Source organism: Microvirga massiliensis, assembly GCF_001006805.1.
Lineage (GTDB): Bacteria > Pseudomonadota > Alphaproteobacteria > Rhizobiales > Beijerinckiaceae > Microvirga > Microvirga massiliensis.
The window spans coordinates 175,385-192,257 of record NZ_LN811360.1; the positions used below are offsets into that span (position 1 = coordinate 175,385).

The window sequence follows — 16,873 nt, forward strand, 5'->3', positions numbered from 1 at the left end:
AGGGTCGGTCTTCGCGACGGAACCGGCAGGGGCTTTATGATCGTTCGGCAGAACCTGGATGACCTGGTCACCACCACGCTCGGTGGGCTGCGGGCCATTCGCCAGGATCCTCCCCAGGACGGGATTCCCTTCGCCCAGAAGGAGCCCGCCATTCCCGTCCTGCTGGACTTCCTGAGTCGGGCGAACCTGCCGTCGGGCATCGTCGAGCGCCACGATGTCCTCACGAGCTACGCGGCCGCGATCGCGCCGATCGACCAGTTTCCCCACCGCCTGACGCCTACGGTGCAGGTCCTCCTGACCAGCGTCATGCACCTCGTGGTGCTTGTCTTCAACGACGGCGTCGAAATCGAGTCCATGCCGCGCGGCCAGCTGCGGCACGCCGAGCCCGCCCACGTCGTCTATGTCCTGAGGCATTTCCAGGCGCTGCCGCTGCACGACGCGCTCTGGCCGGCCGACCATCCCGACACTCTAACCTGCAACCTCTATCAGCTCATTTATGAGATCCGCGGGGCTGTCTCGTCTGACGACGCCCCGTTCGTCACCGAGGGCTTCGAGGTCCTCATGCAGATGGGCCGCGAGGAGCGGGATGACCTCCTGAAACGCACCCTGGCGGCGATCGCGGCCTATGGCAGGCCGTATTACCTTCGGATGCCCATGGGCGGGCTCAAGAACGAGCATGGAGAGTTGCTCTGCGTCCTGATCGCTCAGGATCCCGGGAAACCCAATCCTGCGAACCTGTGAGTTCGTGAGGCGCTCGCCAGATTCGTCCCGCCGCGCCATGGCCTCCTGATCCGACCGCCAGGTCACAATAGAGTGCCCCGAACAAGAGAGCTCGCGCTGCAGACCTCACCAAGAGCTTGATCGGGACCGGCACCAGCCCCTGCTGCCTGCTGCCTCGAGCATCTCGAAACGGATTTCCGCAAAACACCATTTAGCATTTTCGAGAGTTCCGGGCTGACGTTGGTTGGCATGATATTCAGCGAAAATACAATCATTTCTTGTGCGACCGAATTATTTTGGCTGCCTTTGATCCAGCTCCCGATAAGTTCGTTATACCAATGCCCGGAATATTCTTGCGTTCCGCCTTGATCGGCCTCGCTCTTTCCTCGCTTACATATTCCGAAGTCGAAGCAGGAAGTCGAAAATCCCGCACTCGCAACATTTCGGAAACCTCTTCGATCACGAGCCGCTCTCCTGCTGAAATTCAGAAAGAAGCGATGCTGTCTCCGGACAGACCTGCCGTCTACCTCGGCCGCGCTGATTGGATCTGCTCGCCAAGCGGCTTTGGCCGAACCTCGCGGTGCTTCGCGCGCCCGCATTAAACCGTATCGGAATAATTGTGCCCGAGGAGTGGAACCGATCTTCGGTTAGCCAAGCTGGACGGAATTATTTTCGCAAAACCCCGGGAAGAACATCCATGGCTAACGGCGCGCATTGCCTCTTTCAGAATACTCTCGTCGATCTACGCGACTGCCATGAGCATCTTGGCGCCGATCTCAGCAACGGCGAGGCCCGCGCACGTACTAAGCTCCTTGATCTCTGCCAGGATATTCTCGCCGATGTCGAGAATATGGGACTCATCAATCCGGCCGAAGTCATTGGCCTTCCAGAGACCGGAGATTTCCAGCGCGATACGGACGGGGTTCTGCTAGGCCCAATCGCCGCGCCCATGCCGGTCACTGACGATGTTTTGCCGATCAGGATGATGGATGGCGACCGGCCCATCGTGGTCGCCTACATCGACGGCGCCTGCTCCGGCAATCCGGGACCCGGCGGCTGGGGCGTTGTGGTGCTCAAGAGCGATGGCTCCTTCCACGAGATCAGCGGCTCCAGCGAGGGATCGACGACCAACAACCGCATGGAGCTTCAGGCCGCCATCGAGCTTCTGTCGCGCCTTCCCGCGAACGCGGAGACCTTCGTCTATGCCGATTCCCAGTACGTCGTGAAGGGCATGACGGAGTGGCTCTCCGGCTGGAAGAAGAACGGCTGGCGCACGTCCGCGAAGAAGGAGGTCCAGAACATCGACCTCTGGCTTCGCCTCGAGGCTCTGGCTCACAACAGGAGCATCCAGTGGCACTGGGTGAGGGGCCATGATGGTCATGCCGCCAACGAGCGGGCTGACCAACTCGCCGTGGCTGCGGTCAGCCGCTGAGACCGAGCGTGTTCGCACAGGCAATCCAGAACGGCGCAGTGCGTGGCGCAACCGCTGGGACGGTCCGCGCCCTGCACAAAATGGGCATCCTCGCCGATGAGGCTCAGGCGTTTCTAGCGAAGGGCGACTTCTCCGCTCGCAGTGCCCACGACCTCGGCGTCCGCGACGCTCTGATCGAGTTCGGATATCTCGAGTGGTCCTGGCTTCGCCTGGGCTACCGCCTGTCCGGCAAGCCGATGCCCTCGGGCAGACCGTTCCTCGATCTCATGAGCCGCGAACTCGATAAGGCTCTCGCGGCCAGAGGGCTTACGTGGGAACAACTCCGCGCCATTCACCGTAGGCGCGAGGCAAACCGGGCCTGAAACTCGGCCAAGGCGCGCGGATCGGCATAGCCATAGCATAGCCCTGAAATTCGAAAATCCCGAGGACTGGACGATGCTCGCTCGTATCTCTGGGGCCGAAGCCATAGCGGCGATAATCCGCGATGCCGAGTGTTTGTCCAAGAACCGAGGAGCAGTACTTCGGGCCGGGTTCGCACGGTTCTTGACGCTCGATGCTGCTGGCCAGGCCAGAGCTCTCGAGTTTGCCGGACACAAGATCGAGTACCTGATGCCGCCCTATTACGTGCGGCGCGCTCTTCCGGGGCCGCTAGCGGCTGATGGAAAACCCACTTTCGTCTATGCTCTCCCGAAATTCGCAAGGCGGTGCGGGTTGTTGAATCTCGGCTCTGACGCGTGACCTCGAACACTTGCCCATGGAAATTCCGGCATTCCGGTCTCCGATAATTGCCCAACCGGAGCGCCGATGATCCGGGGCAGGGGCTTTCAAAACAGAGGTCCTCAAGCGACAGTTACAGGTTTGACACCTCAATGCCGTCATGAAAACGTGCCATCGGTTCATCTGTCGCCGTCCGTCGAGGAGACCCCATGAAGTCCGACGCACTCCTTGAGGCATTCCTGTCGTATCTGCAGAGGCTCCTGGTCCCGCTCACGTCTACCGATAGCGACCCTCAGGTCATGCTCTTCGGCTCTGACGAGTTCGGATTTGCTCCTGGCAAGAGCCAGGTCCGCCTCAAGGAGTTTGGCTGGATGGAGTGCCCTGGAATAACGAAGCAAATCCGACGAACCGCCAAATGGGCAGTTCTCGTTTGGCATAAGGATCGGCATAAGGATGAGTATGAGGTGATATTCGGAAGGGGGAATCCTTTCGAGATCCCAGCAGACCAAAATCTCCTTCCAACGAGAAATGGCGTAATTCCCGCTATACCGCTTACCTATGTGCTCCGACATCGCGCGTTCATGTCGGAGTATCGCGACTAGCTCTTTCGAAACATCTACCGCGAACTTGTATAGCCCACGAAAGTATCATCGACACGATGCTTGCGACGCTGAAGGGGCGGCCTCCTGGCTGCCCCTTTTCTATATTGCGTCAACACACCGCCGAACAGTGCAACAACCTGTTGCACAATTTCCCAAGCTGCCGAAGACAGTTGGACTTCCCGTGGAGAGCGGGTGCCACACGTTACGAGTTCCTCGATTCCCGGAATGATCCGGATTCCGGCGATCAATAATCATATTACCCGGATTTTCAGGGAGGGTCCAAAGCCCTCCCGTTTTGTTTTGGGAGCCCTATCTGCCCGCGCGATTAATGTCGAAGGATCCAAAGACCCTGTCGTGGCAGGAACGCTGCGCCACCGCGGCGGAGATCTACCGGCGCCGCGACAAGCTCTTCCAGCGCTTCATGCACCGTACGACCGCGCTCGCCAGGGCCGCTCACCCGGCAACCGGCGGCAATGAGTGCCTCTGCCACAACTGGGGGAACGAAGAATCCCGCCGGATCTGGCGCGACGGCTGGCGTCGTTGGGACGCCGCCGCTCGTGTCCTGGACGATTGTTACAGCGCCCTCTGGGCCGATCGCCGCGCCGCCTAACCCTGCCACCGCTCCTGGATCTCTGTCATGACCGCTTTCTCGTCTCATCCTCCTGCCGGCTGTCCGCGACCATTCCAGGGCTCTGCCTGGGACGGTCACACCTATTTGGAATGCCGGGACGCCTTCGCGGTCACCGAATTCTTCGGTCGGGGCGATCCCTTCTTCGGCGGATCCGCCGACGATCGCCCGCTCGGCGTTTCGGAGGCATTCCTCGCGGGAAGCTATCAACGCCTCGTCGTGCAGCGCTTTACGACGCGGGAACTCGCTGAGGCCGCCGCGAACCAGGCGAAGGCTCGCGACGGATCCCTCGTGAGCGTGGGCACCGACCGCGAGGCGTGAAGCCAGGTCTACCTGCCTGACAAGCGGTCGGAATATCCGGCAAAATTAACCCACCTCAATTGAGTTGATCACCGTAAATTTGCACGTGCCCAATAAAACGGATAATTTCTGCCCGTGAGCGTATTGGATTTTCGGATAACACCTACCTGTTTTCCGAAAAATGTGTGAAGCGAATGGAGTAGGCCCCCATGGCGGGCAGCGTGAACAAAGTGATCCTCGTCGGCAACCTGGGTCGTGACCCGGAAGTGCGCCGTCTCAACAACGGCGAGCCGGTGGTGAACCTGCGCATTGCCACCTCGGAGAGCTGGAAGGACAAAGCGACCGGCGAGCGCAAGGAAAGAACCGAGTGGCACTCGGTGGTGATCTTCAACGAGAACCTCGCTCGCGTTGCCGAGCAGTATCTGAAGAAGGGCTCGAAGGTTTACGTCGAGGGTCAGTTGCAGACCAGGAAATGGCAGGACCAGTCCGGCCAGGAGCGCTATACGACCGAGGTCATCCTGCAGCGCTTCCGCGGCGAACTGTCGATCCTCGACAGCCGCGGCAACGCCGGCGGCGATCAGTTTGCGGAAGAGCAAAGCGGCGGCAACATCCAGCGCGGTGACTTCGGCAGCCGTCCGTCCTCGACGCCAGCGGGCGGTGGCGGATCGCGCTTCACCGATATCGACGATGACATTCCGTTCGGCCGATCGGTACCTGCTGAGTTCGCCGCTCTCGCGGGTTGCCCCTTCAGCGGCACAGGTCTAGCGACGTCACGCGAATTCTGATTGCACCCGGCACCGGCATTTCGATCAAAGCGGCCTTTCGGGCCGCTTTTTTCTCGGCGTCGCGGAAGTCCGCAGGCAAATTCGTGAACGTGTGAACAGGCGATGCCTTCACCGTCCCTTCTCGATCCGACCTTACCTGACGCTTCGGCCAGAGAACTTCCAGATTGTCGCGCTCGGCGGCCGACCGCTGAGGCCTGAAACCAGTCAGGTGTAGCATTCCATCAGGGTAGTCACCGAAACAAATGTGCGCGAAGCGCCCATCATTGTGGTTTCGAGCCAAAATCCCGACAAGCCCATCTGAACAAACTGGCCTCTACGATTTGCAGTAGGCTGACCTTATGCCTACATGAGTAACCTATGGTGAAAGTAAGAACCTGTTAAGGCTTTTCTCGCCATGGTCACGCCACCTTATTCTTGCAGCTAGCAGGCTAACGCAACAATGGAGTTTCACTATGGCAGAGACTAGTAAGCAAAAGAAGAATCCGAATTCGGCCTTAGCGAAGCCGCTACAGCCGTCGAATGAACTGGCTGCAGTTGTCGGTTCGTCACCCTTGCCCCGAACTGAGGTCGTCAGCAAAGTTTGGGAATACATCAAGGCCAACAATCTCCAGAATCCTGCGAACAAGCGCGAGATCCTGGCAGACGCAAAGCTTCAGGCCGTCTTTGGAGGCAAGGACAAGGTGAGCATGTTCGAGATGAACAAGCACTTCGGTCAGCACCTCTCCTGATGTGGCTTTGAAGGGCCTCTAGCACATCGGCCAAGGCCAAAGTGCTTGAGCAATGCTGATCACCGCAATGCTCAAGCACGAACCTTCAGGCACCTTAGGTCTCGACCGAACCAGAGAAGGTGCTGGTCGTTCGATGGGGTCGCTTCCGATGTCCCGATATGGCGCCGTTCGATTGATAGTATCTAACAGAACCCTTCAGTCGGTGAGACGAATGGAGTTATCGTGGCACACGTCGAACTCCCCGAGTTCAGCGGCTGACTGATCCTCAAAGGTCGCGGAGACGGCTACTATACAGCCTGACATCTTTGGCAGCTTGAGAGTGGTCTTCGCCTTGGAGGCAAGCGGCTGCGCAATCCTCACCGTCTGCCCATTGGCATCTATGGCCACATCGGTCGCGGGCACCTCACGGGCATTCGTGATGACGAGGGCCGAGGCCGGCTTAAGCTTCGTCGGTGCGGCGATGGCATTGCTCGCCGCAAACAGGAGGCTGGAGGCGGCTAGAACGCGGAAAAGCATGATTATTCCCTCTCTACCGTTGGATGCTCACTGTGCACACGAGGGCATGGTCAAGGCCCTCATCCGTAAAACCGTCCGTCTGTATGTCGCGGACCGTCTCGTTCAATTTGGCCAAGCAAGCCGCCCGTGGTGACAGGACGGGACTGTCAAAGAAGAGCGCCCATTCCGGCTGGCGCTTCAGCTAGGCCACCTTACGCGACCCATCCAGGGACAACGACCGTGCCACCAAGGCACGAGAGAAGGCTGCGCCCGATAGGTTAATGAGCCATTAATGAGAAAAGCGGGCCCGCGAAAAGCAGGCAGGCCCGGATTAGGACCTCGCCGACCTCACATCGGGTGCCGTGAGCCTATCCGAGATGAGCCGCCGGAATGGCTTCTTCTCAGCCCTTCCGATCCGTCGTTTCAGGATCGTTGGTCTCGGCGGGGCCCGCTCAATGGCCGGCACCCAAAGGCGAACCGGTCTCGGTGACGATGGATTTTTCCCTTGGCAATCAAAGGTGTCTCGACGCATAGTGCCCGTTAACCACAAGGGGAGTCTCCAAAATGGCAGACCGCAACCTCGACCTGGTGAACGCGTTGACCGAGCTTTCCCGGCTCAAAAGCGCCGCGGAGAACTCAACCCATATCTTGGCCCGCCTATATGCCTCTGCCCTGGAGGAATGGGCCGGTCGCCTTGGAATGGATCGGCGCAAGCTGAGCAATATGATTCCGTAGGCAGGCAGCCTGAAGGCGAGCTCTGCCGGCTACAGGCTCTGGCGCGGGCACTACCGAAAATCCCGGGCCATGACCCTGATATGCGGTTCGTCCGCGACGGCTGGCTGCTCAAGCAGGCCCGGCGGCGCCGTCTCTTTTGCGCCCTGGCGCAGAACGTCCTTCGTTCCCTGCCGGGCCTCGTCGCCACGCCCGTGCGGGAGCCTCAACGGCTGATCCCGACGGCCGACGCTTCTCAGAGGGTCGGAGAGATCCATCACATGCTCCGCGATGAGGTGGATGACCTCGCCCTCGCGCTGAAGACGCCCCCGGCAGGCGAGCATCCCGGCCGACAGCAGGAGGCGCCGCTGTTTCTCCAAAAGCGAAGACCACACCACGATGTTGCCCACGTCGGTCTCGTCCTCGACCGTCATGAACATGACGCCGTTGGCCGAACTCGGCTTCTGGCGCACCAGCACCAGGCCGGCGATCGTGATGCGACGTCCGTCCCGGATGCGCTTGAGATCCGCACACGTCGCGATTCCGCGCCGCCTCAGATCCTCGCGCAGGAACGACACCGGATGCTCGCGGAGCGTCAGCCCTTTCGAAAGATAGTCCTCGACCACCTCCCGGCCCTCCGTCATCGGCGTCAGCGCGACGGCAGGCTCATAGACCTCGGGCCGGATCTGATGATCGCGTGCGTCCGCGGCCGCAAACAGAGGCAGCACTTCGTTGCTCAGGCCGCGGATAGTCCAGAGTGCATCTCGCCGATTGACCCCAAGTGATCCGAATGCATCGGCCTCAGCCAGTCGTTCAAGGGCCGTGACAGGTATGCCCGCTCGCCGCCAGACATCCTCGATCGACGAGAAGGGACGGTCCTCCCGTGAGAGAGGGAGCAACGCGCCGTCGGCATTCGCGAGCCCTTTGACCAGACGCAGACCGAGCCGAACCGCAAACCAGCCAGCCCGACCCGTCTCCTCGAGCGTGCAGTCCCATCGCGAGTGGTTCACGTCGACCGGCCGCACCTCGACGCCATGGTTTCTCGCATCCCGGACGAGCTGTGCCGGGGCATAAAAGCCCATCGGCTGGGAATTCAGGATCGCACAGCAGAACACATCCGGATGATGACACTTCATCCAGGATGACGCGTAGGCAATCTTCGCGAAGCTCGCGGCGTGACTCTCCGGAAAGCCATACGACCCGAAGCCTTCGAGCTGATTGAACGTTCTCTCCGCGAACTCCCGGTCATAGCCGCGGCTCGTCATCCCGTGAATGAGCTTGTCACGGAACTTCGAGACGCCGGCCGTATGCTTGAAGGTCGCCATAGCCCGACGGAGCTGATCGGCCTCCGACGGCGTAAAGCCGGCACACTCGATCGCCACCCGCATGGCCTGTTCCTGGAACAGCGGCACACCGAGCGTTTTCTCGAGCACACGTCTCAGCTCGGGCCGCGGAAACTGAGGCCGCTCCTTGCCCTCGCGTCGGCGAAGATATGGGTGGACCATGTCACCCTGAATCGGGCCCGGCCGCACGATCGCGACCTGGATCACCAGGTCATAGAAGATCTCCGGCTTGATGCGCGGCAGCATCGCCATCTGGGCCCGGCTTTCGATCTGGAAGACCCCGACCGTGTCGGCCTTCTGGATCATCCGGTACGTTGGCCGATCGTCGGTCGGCACGGTCGCGAGATCGAGATCGGCTCCTTTGTGGTCACGCAGCAGGTCGAAGGCGCGGCGCATGCAGCCGAGCATCCCGAGGCCGAGCACATCGACCTTCATGAATTTCAGTGTGTCGATGTCGTTCTTGTCCCACTCGATGACCTGCCGGTTTTCCATCGCGGCGGGCTCGATCGGCACGAGATCGTCGAGCCGGTCTTGGGTCAGCACAAACCCGCCCGGGTGCTGCGAAAGATGGCGCGGCGCACCGATGAGCTCACTGGCGAGGTCGAGCGTCATCCTGAGACGCGAATCCTCGAGATTGAGGTTCAGTTCCGCGGCCTCCTTGTCGGAGATCCCGTCGCGGCCCCAACCCCAGACCAAGCCCGCCAGGGACGAGGTGATGTCTTCGGGCAGGCCCATGACCTTGCCGACCTCACGCACGGCGCCGCGCGCGCGGTAGCAGGTAACGACCGCCGTCAATGCGGACCTGTGGCGGCCATAGGTGTCATAGATCCACTGGATCACCTCTTCCCGCCGCTCGTGCTCGAAATCGACATCGATGTCCGGGGGCTCGCGCCGCTCCTGCGAGACGAACCGCTCGAACAGGAGATCGTGCTCGGTCGGATTGATCGAGGTAAAGCCGAGCACGAAGCATACGGCGGAATTGGCAGCCGAACCGCGGCCCTGACACAGGATTCCGCGGCTCTTGGCGAAACGCACGATCGCATGGACCGTCAGGAAGTAGGGTGCATATTCGAGCTGCTCGATGAGATGGAGCTCGTGCCGCAGCGCCGCCGCGACGACATCCGGGACGCCATCGGGATAGCGCCGGTGCGCGCCCTCCCAGGTCAGCCGCTCGAGTTTGTCGTGAGCGGTCTCACCCGGTTCGGTCTCTGAGGGATACTGATAGCGCAGCTCGTCGAGCGAGAACGTGCAGCGGGCCAGGATCTCCTGAATGCGCCCGAACGCTTCGGGGTGCCGCTCGAAGAGCCGCGCCATCTCGGCCGGGTCCTTGAGGAAGCGGTCGGCGTGTCGCTCAAGCCTGTAGCCCGCTTGGTCGATTGTGCATCCCTGACGAATGCACGAGACCACATCCTGCAGCCGGCGCCGATCGGGAAAATGATAGAGAACATCTCCCATCGCGACCGTCGGGACTTTCGCGGCTCGCGCAGCCTGCTCGATGAAGTGAAGCCGCAGGTGCTCGTTGGGCGCGAACCGCCGGATCAACGCCATATAGGCCCGGTTGCCGAAGGTCGCCTTGAGACGCTCCAAATTGGACCTGAGATCATCGTTGGCCTCATCGCCCAACAGGACGGCGAGCATCCCTTCGTTCCACGCGACCACATCGTCCCAGCTCAGGAAGCATTTGCCTTTGCCGCCACGGCTCTTGCCGACGCTTAGGAGACGACAAAGCCGGGAATAAGCAGCCCGATCGGTCGGGTAAACGAGGAGGGAAGTGCCGTCGGTTAGATCAAGCCGACAGCCGACGACCAGGCGCACACCGGTTTCCCTGGACGCCTCATAGGCACGCACGATGCCGGCGAGCGAGTTACGATCGGTGATGCCGAGTGCCGTAATGCCGAGGAGTTTTGCCTGCTCGAAGAGTTCCGCCGGGCTTGATGCGCCGCGCAGGAACGAAAAATGGGTCGTGACCTGGAGCTCGGCGTACATAGGACAGATCGTTCCTCGGCGTCGGATCTGACCCAGAACATAACGCGAACATCGCAAACAAGTTCTTGACCCGAGGGATCGCCCGGTTGTCCCGATTTTTCACATGCCGCGGCGCGGAAGGCCGATGCCACGGCGACCGGACCCTACCTTCAAGAATTTCCGGTTCACGGGATTCCGGCAAAAATTAGGCTGCCGAAAAAATCCCAGCACCCGACCTGAATTCCTGTTTTAGGGTAAAGATTTAGCCGATTCGTCGCGTGCGGCGGTGTGAATCAGATTCCTGTGGACAGTCCGGAACGAGTCGTTTCGGGGCGACGTTGCTGATTCGCGCGGCAGCCAGGTTCGAGTTGCCTGGAATGCCGCGAGGTGGTGCGTAATAGGAGTCTTCGTATGTCCGAGAGGACCGTCTGGAAGGGTCACATCAAGCTGTCGCTCGTGTCCTGCGCTGTCGGCCTCTATCCCACGACATCCTCCGGCGGGAAAATCCGGTTCAACACCCTGAACCGGAAGACCGGAAACCGCGTGAAGCGCCAGTTCATCGACTCAGAGACCCATGAGGTCGTCGAGCCCGAAGACCAGGTCAAAGGCTATCCGGTCAGCAAGGGCCATTACGTCCAGGTCGAAGACGAGGAACTCGACGCCCTCAAGGTCGAGAGCACCCATACGATCGACATCGAGAATTTCGTGCCGCGCGAGGAAGTCGACGAACGGTTCCTCGATACGGCCTATTACATTGCCCCGACCGACAAGGTGTCCAACGAGGCGTTTTGCGTCATTCGTGACGCGATCCGCGACAAGGGCATGGCGGGTATTGCCCGCATCGTCATGGGCCGACGCGAGCGCATGATCCTGCTCGAGCCGCTCGACGAGGGTCTGATTGGCACGACCCTGCATTCGGCCGATGAGGTCAAGGACGAAGACAAGGTCTTCGACGACATCAAGGATGTCGATTATCCGGAGGAGATGAAGGAACTCGCCGCTCACATCATCCAGAGCAAGGCGGCGCACTTCGATCCGAAGCAATTCGATGACCGCTACGAAAAGGCCGTCACCGAACTGCTCAAGTCCAAGCAGGCCGGAAAGGCCTTCAAGGTCGACGAGGGCTCGGAAAAGCCGTCGAACGTCGTCAACCTCCTGGACGCGCTCAAGCGCAGCGTCGCCGGCACCGAGCCGGCCAATTCCAACACGAAAGCAGCCCCTGCGAAAAAGGCCGCGAAAAAGAGCAGCAAGGCCGCCAAAAAACCTCCTGCCGCTAAGCCCAAGGCTCGGAAAACGGGCTGATCGGAATCGGACGGCGTATGGCATTTAGGAGGTCTTGATGGCGGCCCCGGCAAAACGAAAATCCCGATCGGCACCCACGCGAGCCAAAAAGACCGCAGTGCCCAAGCGGGCGAATTCTCTCGCGGCCTATCAGGCCAAGCGCGATTTTTCAGTCACCGGCGAGCCCAAGCCCAAGCGCTCCCGGGCCAAAGGCAACCGGTTCGTGGTCCAGAAGCACGATGCCCGCCGGCTTCACTACGATCTGCGGCTGGAATTGGACGGCGTTCTCAAGAGTTGGGCCGTCACCCGGGGACCCAGTCTCGTGCCTGGCGAAAAGCGGCTTGCCGTTCACACCGAGGACCACCCGCTCAAATACGTGGACTTCGAGGGCGTGATCCCCGCCGGCCAGTATGGCGGCGGCACGATGATTGTCTGGGATCAGGGGCGCTGGATTCCCGAGGGCGATCCGCATGTCGATTACGCTCGCGGCCGCCTGACGTTCACGCTTGAGGGCGAACGCCTGTCGGGCCGGTGGCACCTCGTTCGCACCTCCGGCAAGCCGGGGCAGAAGCAGGAGCAATGGCTCCTGATCAAATCAGATGACGAGGCGGCCCGGGCTCCGGATGAGCCCGATATTCTCGAAGAAGAGACGACCTCGGTGAAATCCGGGCTGACCATCGAGGAACTCGCGGCCAAGGGCGAGGTCCGGATTGACCATGCCGAGCGCGCGAAGGTCTCCAAGTCCCGTCCGAAGAAAGCCCGTGCTCCCGGCAAGGTGCAAGGCGCCCGCAAGGGCCTCCTCCCGGTTTTCGTCGAACCAGAACTTGCCGAACTCGTCGAGGTTGCTCCCAGCGGCAGCAAGTGGCTGCACGAGATTAAATTCGACGGCTACCGCATGCAGGCGCGGATCGACGGCGGCGATGTGAAACTGCTCACCCGCAAGGGTCTCGACTGGACGGCGAAATTCAGGCCGATCGCCAGTGCTCTCAGGTCATTGAAAATACCCTCGGCCCTACTCGACGGTGAGATCGTCGTCGAGGACGATGCTGGCGTCTCGAGCTTCTCGGCGCTCCAGCAGGCTCTCAAAAGTGGCAAGACCAACACATTCGTCTACTACGTGTTCGATCTTCTCTACCTCGATGGCGAGGATCTGAGGTCGGCGGCTCTCAGCGACCGCAAAGCGGCCCTGCGGCTTCTGTTCGACGATCTTCCGCAAGGCGGCCCCATTCGCTTCAGCGATCATCTCGTTGGCGACGGCAAGGCGCTGATCACCCATGCCTGCCGCATGGGCCTCGAAGGGATCATCTCGAAACGGATCGACCGGCCCTACGTCTCCGGCCGCAGCAAGGATTGGGTCAAATCCAAATGCACCCTGCGGCAGGAACTCGTGATCGCCGGCTATGTGCCGTCATCCACGAGCCCCAAGGCAGTCGGATCCCTCGTCATGGGCCTCTACGAGAACGGTACTCTCGTACATGTGGGCCGCGTTGGGACCGGACTCACGGCCGAGACCGCCGGTGATCTCTTCAAGACCTTGTCCCGCATCAAGATCGCCGCGTCCCCGTTTGCTGAGAAACTGCCGGCGCTCTCGCGACGTGGCGTGCAGTGGGTCAAACCGGAACTCGTCGCAGAAGTCGAGTTCCGCGGCTGGACCCATGATGCCATGATCCGGCAGGCATCGTTTCAGGGACTGCGCGAGGACAAGGATCCGCGTGAGGTCATCCGCGAAACCCGTGTTCCGCAGGACACGGGACCGGCACGCCCTGATGTGCTCGAGACGGCTCATTTCACCCATCCCGACCGTGTCCTCTGGGAAGATGCGGGCATCACGAAGCTCGGGCTCGCAGAGTTCTATGCAGAGATCGCCGACTGGATCCTGCCTCACATCATCAGCCGGCCGCTCTCGCTCCTGCGCTGTCCCGGTGGAACCCAGAAGGAATGCTTTTTCCAGAAACACGCCTGGGCAGGCCTCGATGAGGATGTCGTCCGCCGTGTGAGCATCGGCGACGACACGGTGATCGCAATTGAGGATCTCGCCGGACTTCTCGCGCTGGTTCAGGCCGGTGTGCTCGAAATCCACCCCTGGGGCGCGACCGTGAAGAATCCGGAGAAGCCCGATCGCGTCATTTTTGATCTCGATCCGGGGGAGGGCGTTGATTGGACTGCCGTGGTCCAGGGAGCGATTGCGGTTCGCGACCACTTGGCTGGTGTCGGGCTGGAAACTTTCGTCAAGACATCCGGAGGCAAGGGCCTACACGTCGTCGCGCCCATTCAACCAAAAGCCTCATGGGACGAGGTCAAGGATTTCGCCGCCCATATAGCGGCTGCCCTGACGAAAGCGCATCCCGATCGCTACACCGACACGATGGCCAAGCGCGCCCGCACGGGCCGCATCTTCATCGATTATCTGCGTAACGGACGCGGCGCCACGGCAATCGCGGCCTATTCGACACGCGCCCGACCCGGCGCCCCGGTCTCAACGCCCGTCGGGTGGGATGAACTCGAGAGCCTGCGCAGCGGCAATCAGTATACCGTCAACAATCTTCCGGCGCGGCTCAGGCACTTGGAGAGCGATCCCTGGAAGGGCTTTCTCGACGTGAAGCAATCCTTGCCGAAAGCGGGCAAGCCTCGGCGCAGGTAGACCTCAGGCGAAGATCCCGTGCACCCACCAGCTGCCGCCTTCCGCAGCGGGCGCATCACGGAACACCCAGAACCGATCGCCCTTGGCGGTCTCGAGCCGGTAGTAGTCGCGGACCATCTTCGGCTGATCACCGAGCCACCACTCGGACGTGATGCGCTCGGGCCCGTCGGCCTTCGTGACCTTGTGGCGGACGTGCCGCCAGATGAAAAACGCCGGCGGATGATCCGGCAGCAGTGCCGTCGTCCCGATCGCCTCCGGCGGCTCCAAGAGCCGGGACGGCCGTGGGAGATTGTTCGGCCAGCCCGAGACCGCGGGCGGAGACAAGGGAGGGACCCTGCGGACCATGCGCTCGGGCACGAGCGTCTCGACCGGGGCCAGGCGATAGACCCTCTTGGAACCGACGCGCGCGGTGAGCCGATCGACAAGGCGGCTCATGTCGACATCCCCGTCCTCGCCGCCGTCCAGGTCACGGACCTCCGTTTGCTCGTCGGCCAGGGGTTCTGTCCGACTGGCGATCAGGACGATCTCCTCGATCCCGAACCCCGGATCGATGGTCTCGATGCGTTCGTCGAACAGCCTCGCGAGATGCTTGTGATCCCGCGTGGCTTTGACGGTGCCGACGCGCAGAGACGCGCCTTTCTGATCGACATTCCGGATGACGAGATCCAGCCGGCGTACGCCCTCGCCACGGCGCATGAGGTCGGCGCAGAGATCCTTGGAGAGGCGCTGCACGACATCCCGGATATCCTCGGGCCGGCTGATCGGATCGGCAAACGCGAGTGATGCCAGGACCGTCTCGTCCGGGATGAGCGGATTGATGGGTTCGAACACGTGCCCCATGGCCTGGTCGAGACGAAGAGCGACGTCCTTGCCGAACCGGCGGACCATCGGGGCCCGTGGCATTGCCGCGAGCTGTCCGACCCGCTCGATCCCGAGCTTGTTCATCGCGTTTAGTGCATCGGCGGTGAGCCGCAGTGCCTGCACGCTGAGAGTCGCCACGGCATCGACCGTCCGGCCCGGTGGCACGACCAAGGTGTTGCCGTAGCGCGCCACCGCCCAGGCAGCCCCCGGTGCGTCTGCGACTGCCGCTCGTGCCGTCACCCCGCGTCTTGCCAGTCGCTTCACGAGATCCCTGAGCAGGCCTTCCTCGCTGCCGAAAAGATGCGCGACGCCCGCGATGTCGATCCAGATCCCGTCCGGGGGATCTATGGCGACAACGGGCGAGAAGCCGATCGCCCATCGGGCAAGCTCCCGGAGCGCCGATGCATCCTCCTCTGGCGTGGCGTCCAGGACGTGCAGGTTCGGGACGAGCGCCTGAGCCTGTGCGATCGTCATTCCCGGATAAAGACCAAGCCCCTGTGCCGTTGCATCCGCGGCCGCGATCACGCGCCGCGCACCACTCACGCCAACCGTGACGAGCGGTTTATCGGGCGGCGGACCGCCGAAGCGGCGTCGGATTCTGTCGGTTGGCCAGGTCGGCAGGTACAGCGAGATGACCCTGCGCATCGCAGGCCTCCAGGATCCAGGTTTTCGGTTCCGCGCCACGACAGCGCATGAGTTCGATCTGCCAGCGCGCGCGTCCGAGACCCGGCGCCGGCATGTCCTCCGACGAGACCGGCGCGATCCGCCATCGCGTGGCCGCCGCCGTCGGAAGTTGGGTGAGGTCCTTCTCCGCGACCGTCCACCAGCGCCGCAGCACCAGAGCCGGAACGCCGGAGGACTCGGCCGCGAGTTGAAGGCGCCGCGACGCCGTGAGGCCAAAGCGCGTCACCTCGCCGATGACGGCCGCAAGTCCCTTCTCGCGCAGGCCTTCCTCCACGAGAGGAAGCACATCAGGCTCGCGGGATGTCTCGACGAAGATAACCCGATCCGGATGCAACCCGGCATTCAGGAGACCCGGCGCGAAGAGATCGCGCCGCGTCAGGCACCACAGCACCGGGCCCTTGAGCCGGGCCGCGATGCCGGCCGTGAACAGAGTGGCAGTCCCGGAAAACTCGGAAGCCTGACCTCCCTCAATGATCTCGTGGACTGCCCCCAGGGCCAGTCCTCGACCGGGCAGATGATCGTCGACAGCCCTGATGCCGAACGGCAATGCCTTGCGCCGGCGGGATTTCCCCTCCAGACGTTCGATCTGGCGACGCAGGTCCTCGATCGCAGCACGAGGCTTGGCTTGCATCGGCTACGCTCAGCAAAGAATGCCGGCCAGCAATCCAGTAATCGGCAACTCCGTCATCACACACTCGTCCGCCTTCCGCTCTACACGGCACCAGAACATACCGTGAACAACGCGGAAGGTTCCGAGTCAATCGGAGCGCGATTTCGACCCCTGTGGATTGCGGTGACGATTCTAATATTCGTCTCGAGCCCGCACGTGTTACCACTTTCTTCATCATCTGCCACGGCGGCCCGAGATAGCGCGCGTCCAATACACGCGCTGCTGAATTAACACCGAGGCTGTGATGCCCCAGCGAAAACACCGCGGAAAATAAAAATCCGCAAAGCCGTTTTCGAAAATGGTCGAGCGA

15 protein-coding genes and 1 pseudogene are annotated in these 16,873 nt (G+C 61.7%); 12 read left to right on the top strand and 4 right to left on the bottom strand.

The features are described from left to right. From BN1233_RS28840 to BN1233_RS28880, 9 genes and pseudogenes are all read left to right on the top strand, one after another. Nucleotides 1-741, top strand: a 741-nt coding sequence (locus BN1233_RS28840) for a hypothetical protein (protein ID WP_048710090.1), incomplete at its 5' end; no start/stop codon positions are given. 961 nt (nt 742-1,702) lie between these two features. Further along, the gene (rnhA, locus tag BN1233_RS28845) at nt 1,703-2,152 is read left to right on the top strand and encodes a ribonuclease HI (protein ID WP_197094644.1); all 450 of its coding nucleotides are present in this window, start codon (nt 1,703-1,705) and stop codon (nt 2,150-2,152) included. A gap of 8 nt (nt 2,153-2,160) precedes the next feature. Continuing rightward, nucleotides 2,161-2,514, top strand: coding sequence for a hypothetical protein (locus tag BN1233_RS28850; RefSeq protein WP_046867098.1), 354 nt, complete (start codon nt 2,161-2,163; stop codon nt 2,512-2,514). Nucleotides 2,515-2,587: 73 nt separating this feature from the next. Beyond that, nucleotides 2,588-2,890: a hypothetical protein gene (locus BN1233_RS28855; protein ID WP_046867099.1), complete on the top strand. Its 303-nt coding sequence runs from the start codon at nt 2,588-2,590 to the stop codon at nt 2,888-2,890. A 188-nt stretch (nt 2,891-3,078) separates the two neighbouring features. After that, nucleotides 3,079-3,471, top strand: coding sequence for a hypothetical protein (locus BN1233_RS28860; RefSeq protein WP_046867100.1), 393 nt, complete (start codon nt 3,079-3,081; stop codon nt 3,469-3,471). Between the two features lie 328 nt (nt 3,472-3,799). Beyond that, on the top strand, nt 3,800-4,081 hold the full coding sequence (locus BN1233_RS28865) for a hypothetical protein (RefSeq protein WP_046867101.1): 282 nt from the start codon (nt 3,800-3,802) through the stop codon (nt 4,079-4,081). Between the two features lie 27 nt (nt 4,082-4,108). Beyond that, the gene (locus BN1233_RS28870; protein ID WP_046867102.1) at nt 4,109-4,420 is read left to right on the top strand and encodes a hypothetical protein; all 312 of its coding nucleotides are present in this window, start codon (nt 4,109-4,111) and stop codon (nt 4,418-4,420) included. A gap of 188 nt (nt 4,421-4,608) precedes the next feature. Continuing rightward, nucleotides 4,609-5,100: pseudogene (gene ssb, locus BN1233_RS28875) on the top strand (single-stranded DNA-binding protein); the annotation flags it as partial. A gap of 536 nt (nt 5,101-5,636) precedes the next feature. Continuing rightward, entirely contained in the window at nt 5,637-5,912 is a 276-nt protein-coding gene (locus BN1233_RS28880; RefSeq protein ID WP_046867103.1) for an SWIB/MDM2 domain-containing protein, read from the top strand. A gap of 195 nt (nt 5,913-6,107) precedes the next feature. Here BN1233_RS28880 and BN1233_RS28885 read toward each other — a convergent pair whose 3' ends face one another. Continuing rightward, nucleotides 6,108-6,428, bottom strand: a complete 321-nt coding sequence (locus BN1233_RS28885; RefSeq protein WP_046867104.1) for a hypothetical protein — start codon at nt 6,426-6,428, stop codon at nt 6,108-6,110. A 543-nt stretch (nt 6,429-6,971) separates the two neighbouring features. Between BN1233_RS28885 and BN1233_RS47400 the strand changes: the two genes are divergently transcribed. Further along, complete coding sequence (locus BN1233_RS47400; RefSeq protein WP_154678308.1) at nt 6,972-7,142, top strand: hypothetical protein; 171 nt, start codon at nt 6,972-6,974, stop codon at nt 7,140-7,142. A 50-nt stretch (nt 7,143-7,192) separates the two neighbouring features. Here the strand turns inward: BN1233_RS47400 and BN1233_RS28890 are convergent, their stop codons facing one another. Beyond that, entirely contained in the window at nt 7,193-10,447 is a 3,255-nt protein-coding gene (locus BN1233_RS28890) for an error-prone DNA polymerase (protein WP_046867105.1), read from the bottom strand. Nucleotides 10,448-10,837: 390 nt separating this feature from the next. On the opposite strand from BN1233_RS28890, the gene ku reads away from it, so the two are divergent. Then, nucleotides 10,838-11,728 carry a non-homologous end joining protein Ku gene (ku, locus tag BN1233_RS28895; protein ID WP_046867106.1) on the top strand — a complete coding sequence of 297 codons (891 nt, stop codon included), beginning with the start codon at nt 10,838-10,840 and terminating at the stop codon, nt 11,726-11,728. Between the two features lie 37 nt (nt 11,729-11,765). Further along, nucleotides 11,766-14,348: a DNA ligase D gene (gene ligD, locus BN1233_RS28900; RefSeq protein ID WP_187144394.1), complete on the top strand. Its 2,583-nt coding sequence runs from the start codon at nt 11,766-11,768 to the stop codon at nt 14,346-14,348. Between the two features lie 3 nt (nt 14,349-14,351). On the opposite strand, the gene BN1233_RS28905 is transcribed toward ligD, so the two are convergent. Both BN1233_RS28905 and BN1233_RS28910 read right to left on the bottom strand, forming a co-directional pair. Beyond that, entirely contained in the window at nt 14,352-15,854 is a 1,503-nt protein-coding gene (locus BN1233_RS28905) for a Y-family DNA polymerase (protein WP_046867107.1), read from the bottom strand. Further along, complete coding sequence (locus BN1233_RS28910; RefSeq protein WP_046867108.1) at nt 15,772-16,524, bottom strand: ImuA family protein; 753 nt, start codon at nt 16,522-16,524, stop codon at nt 15,772-15,774. The genes BN1233_RS28905 and BN1233_RS28910 overlap by 83 nt, the downstream gene beginning before the upstream one ends. Between the last annotated feature and the right edge of the window lie 349 nt (nt 16,525-16,873).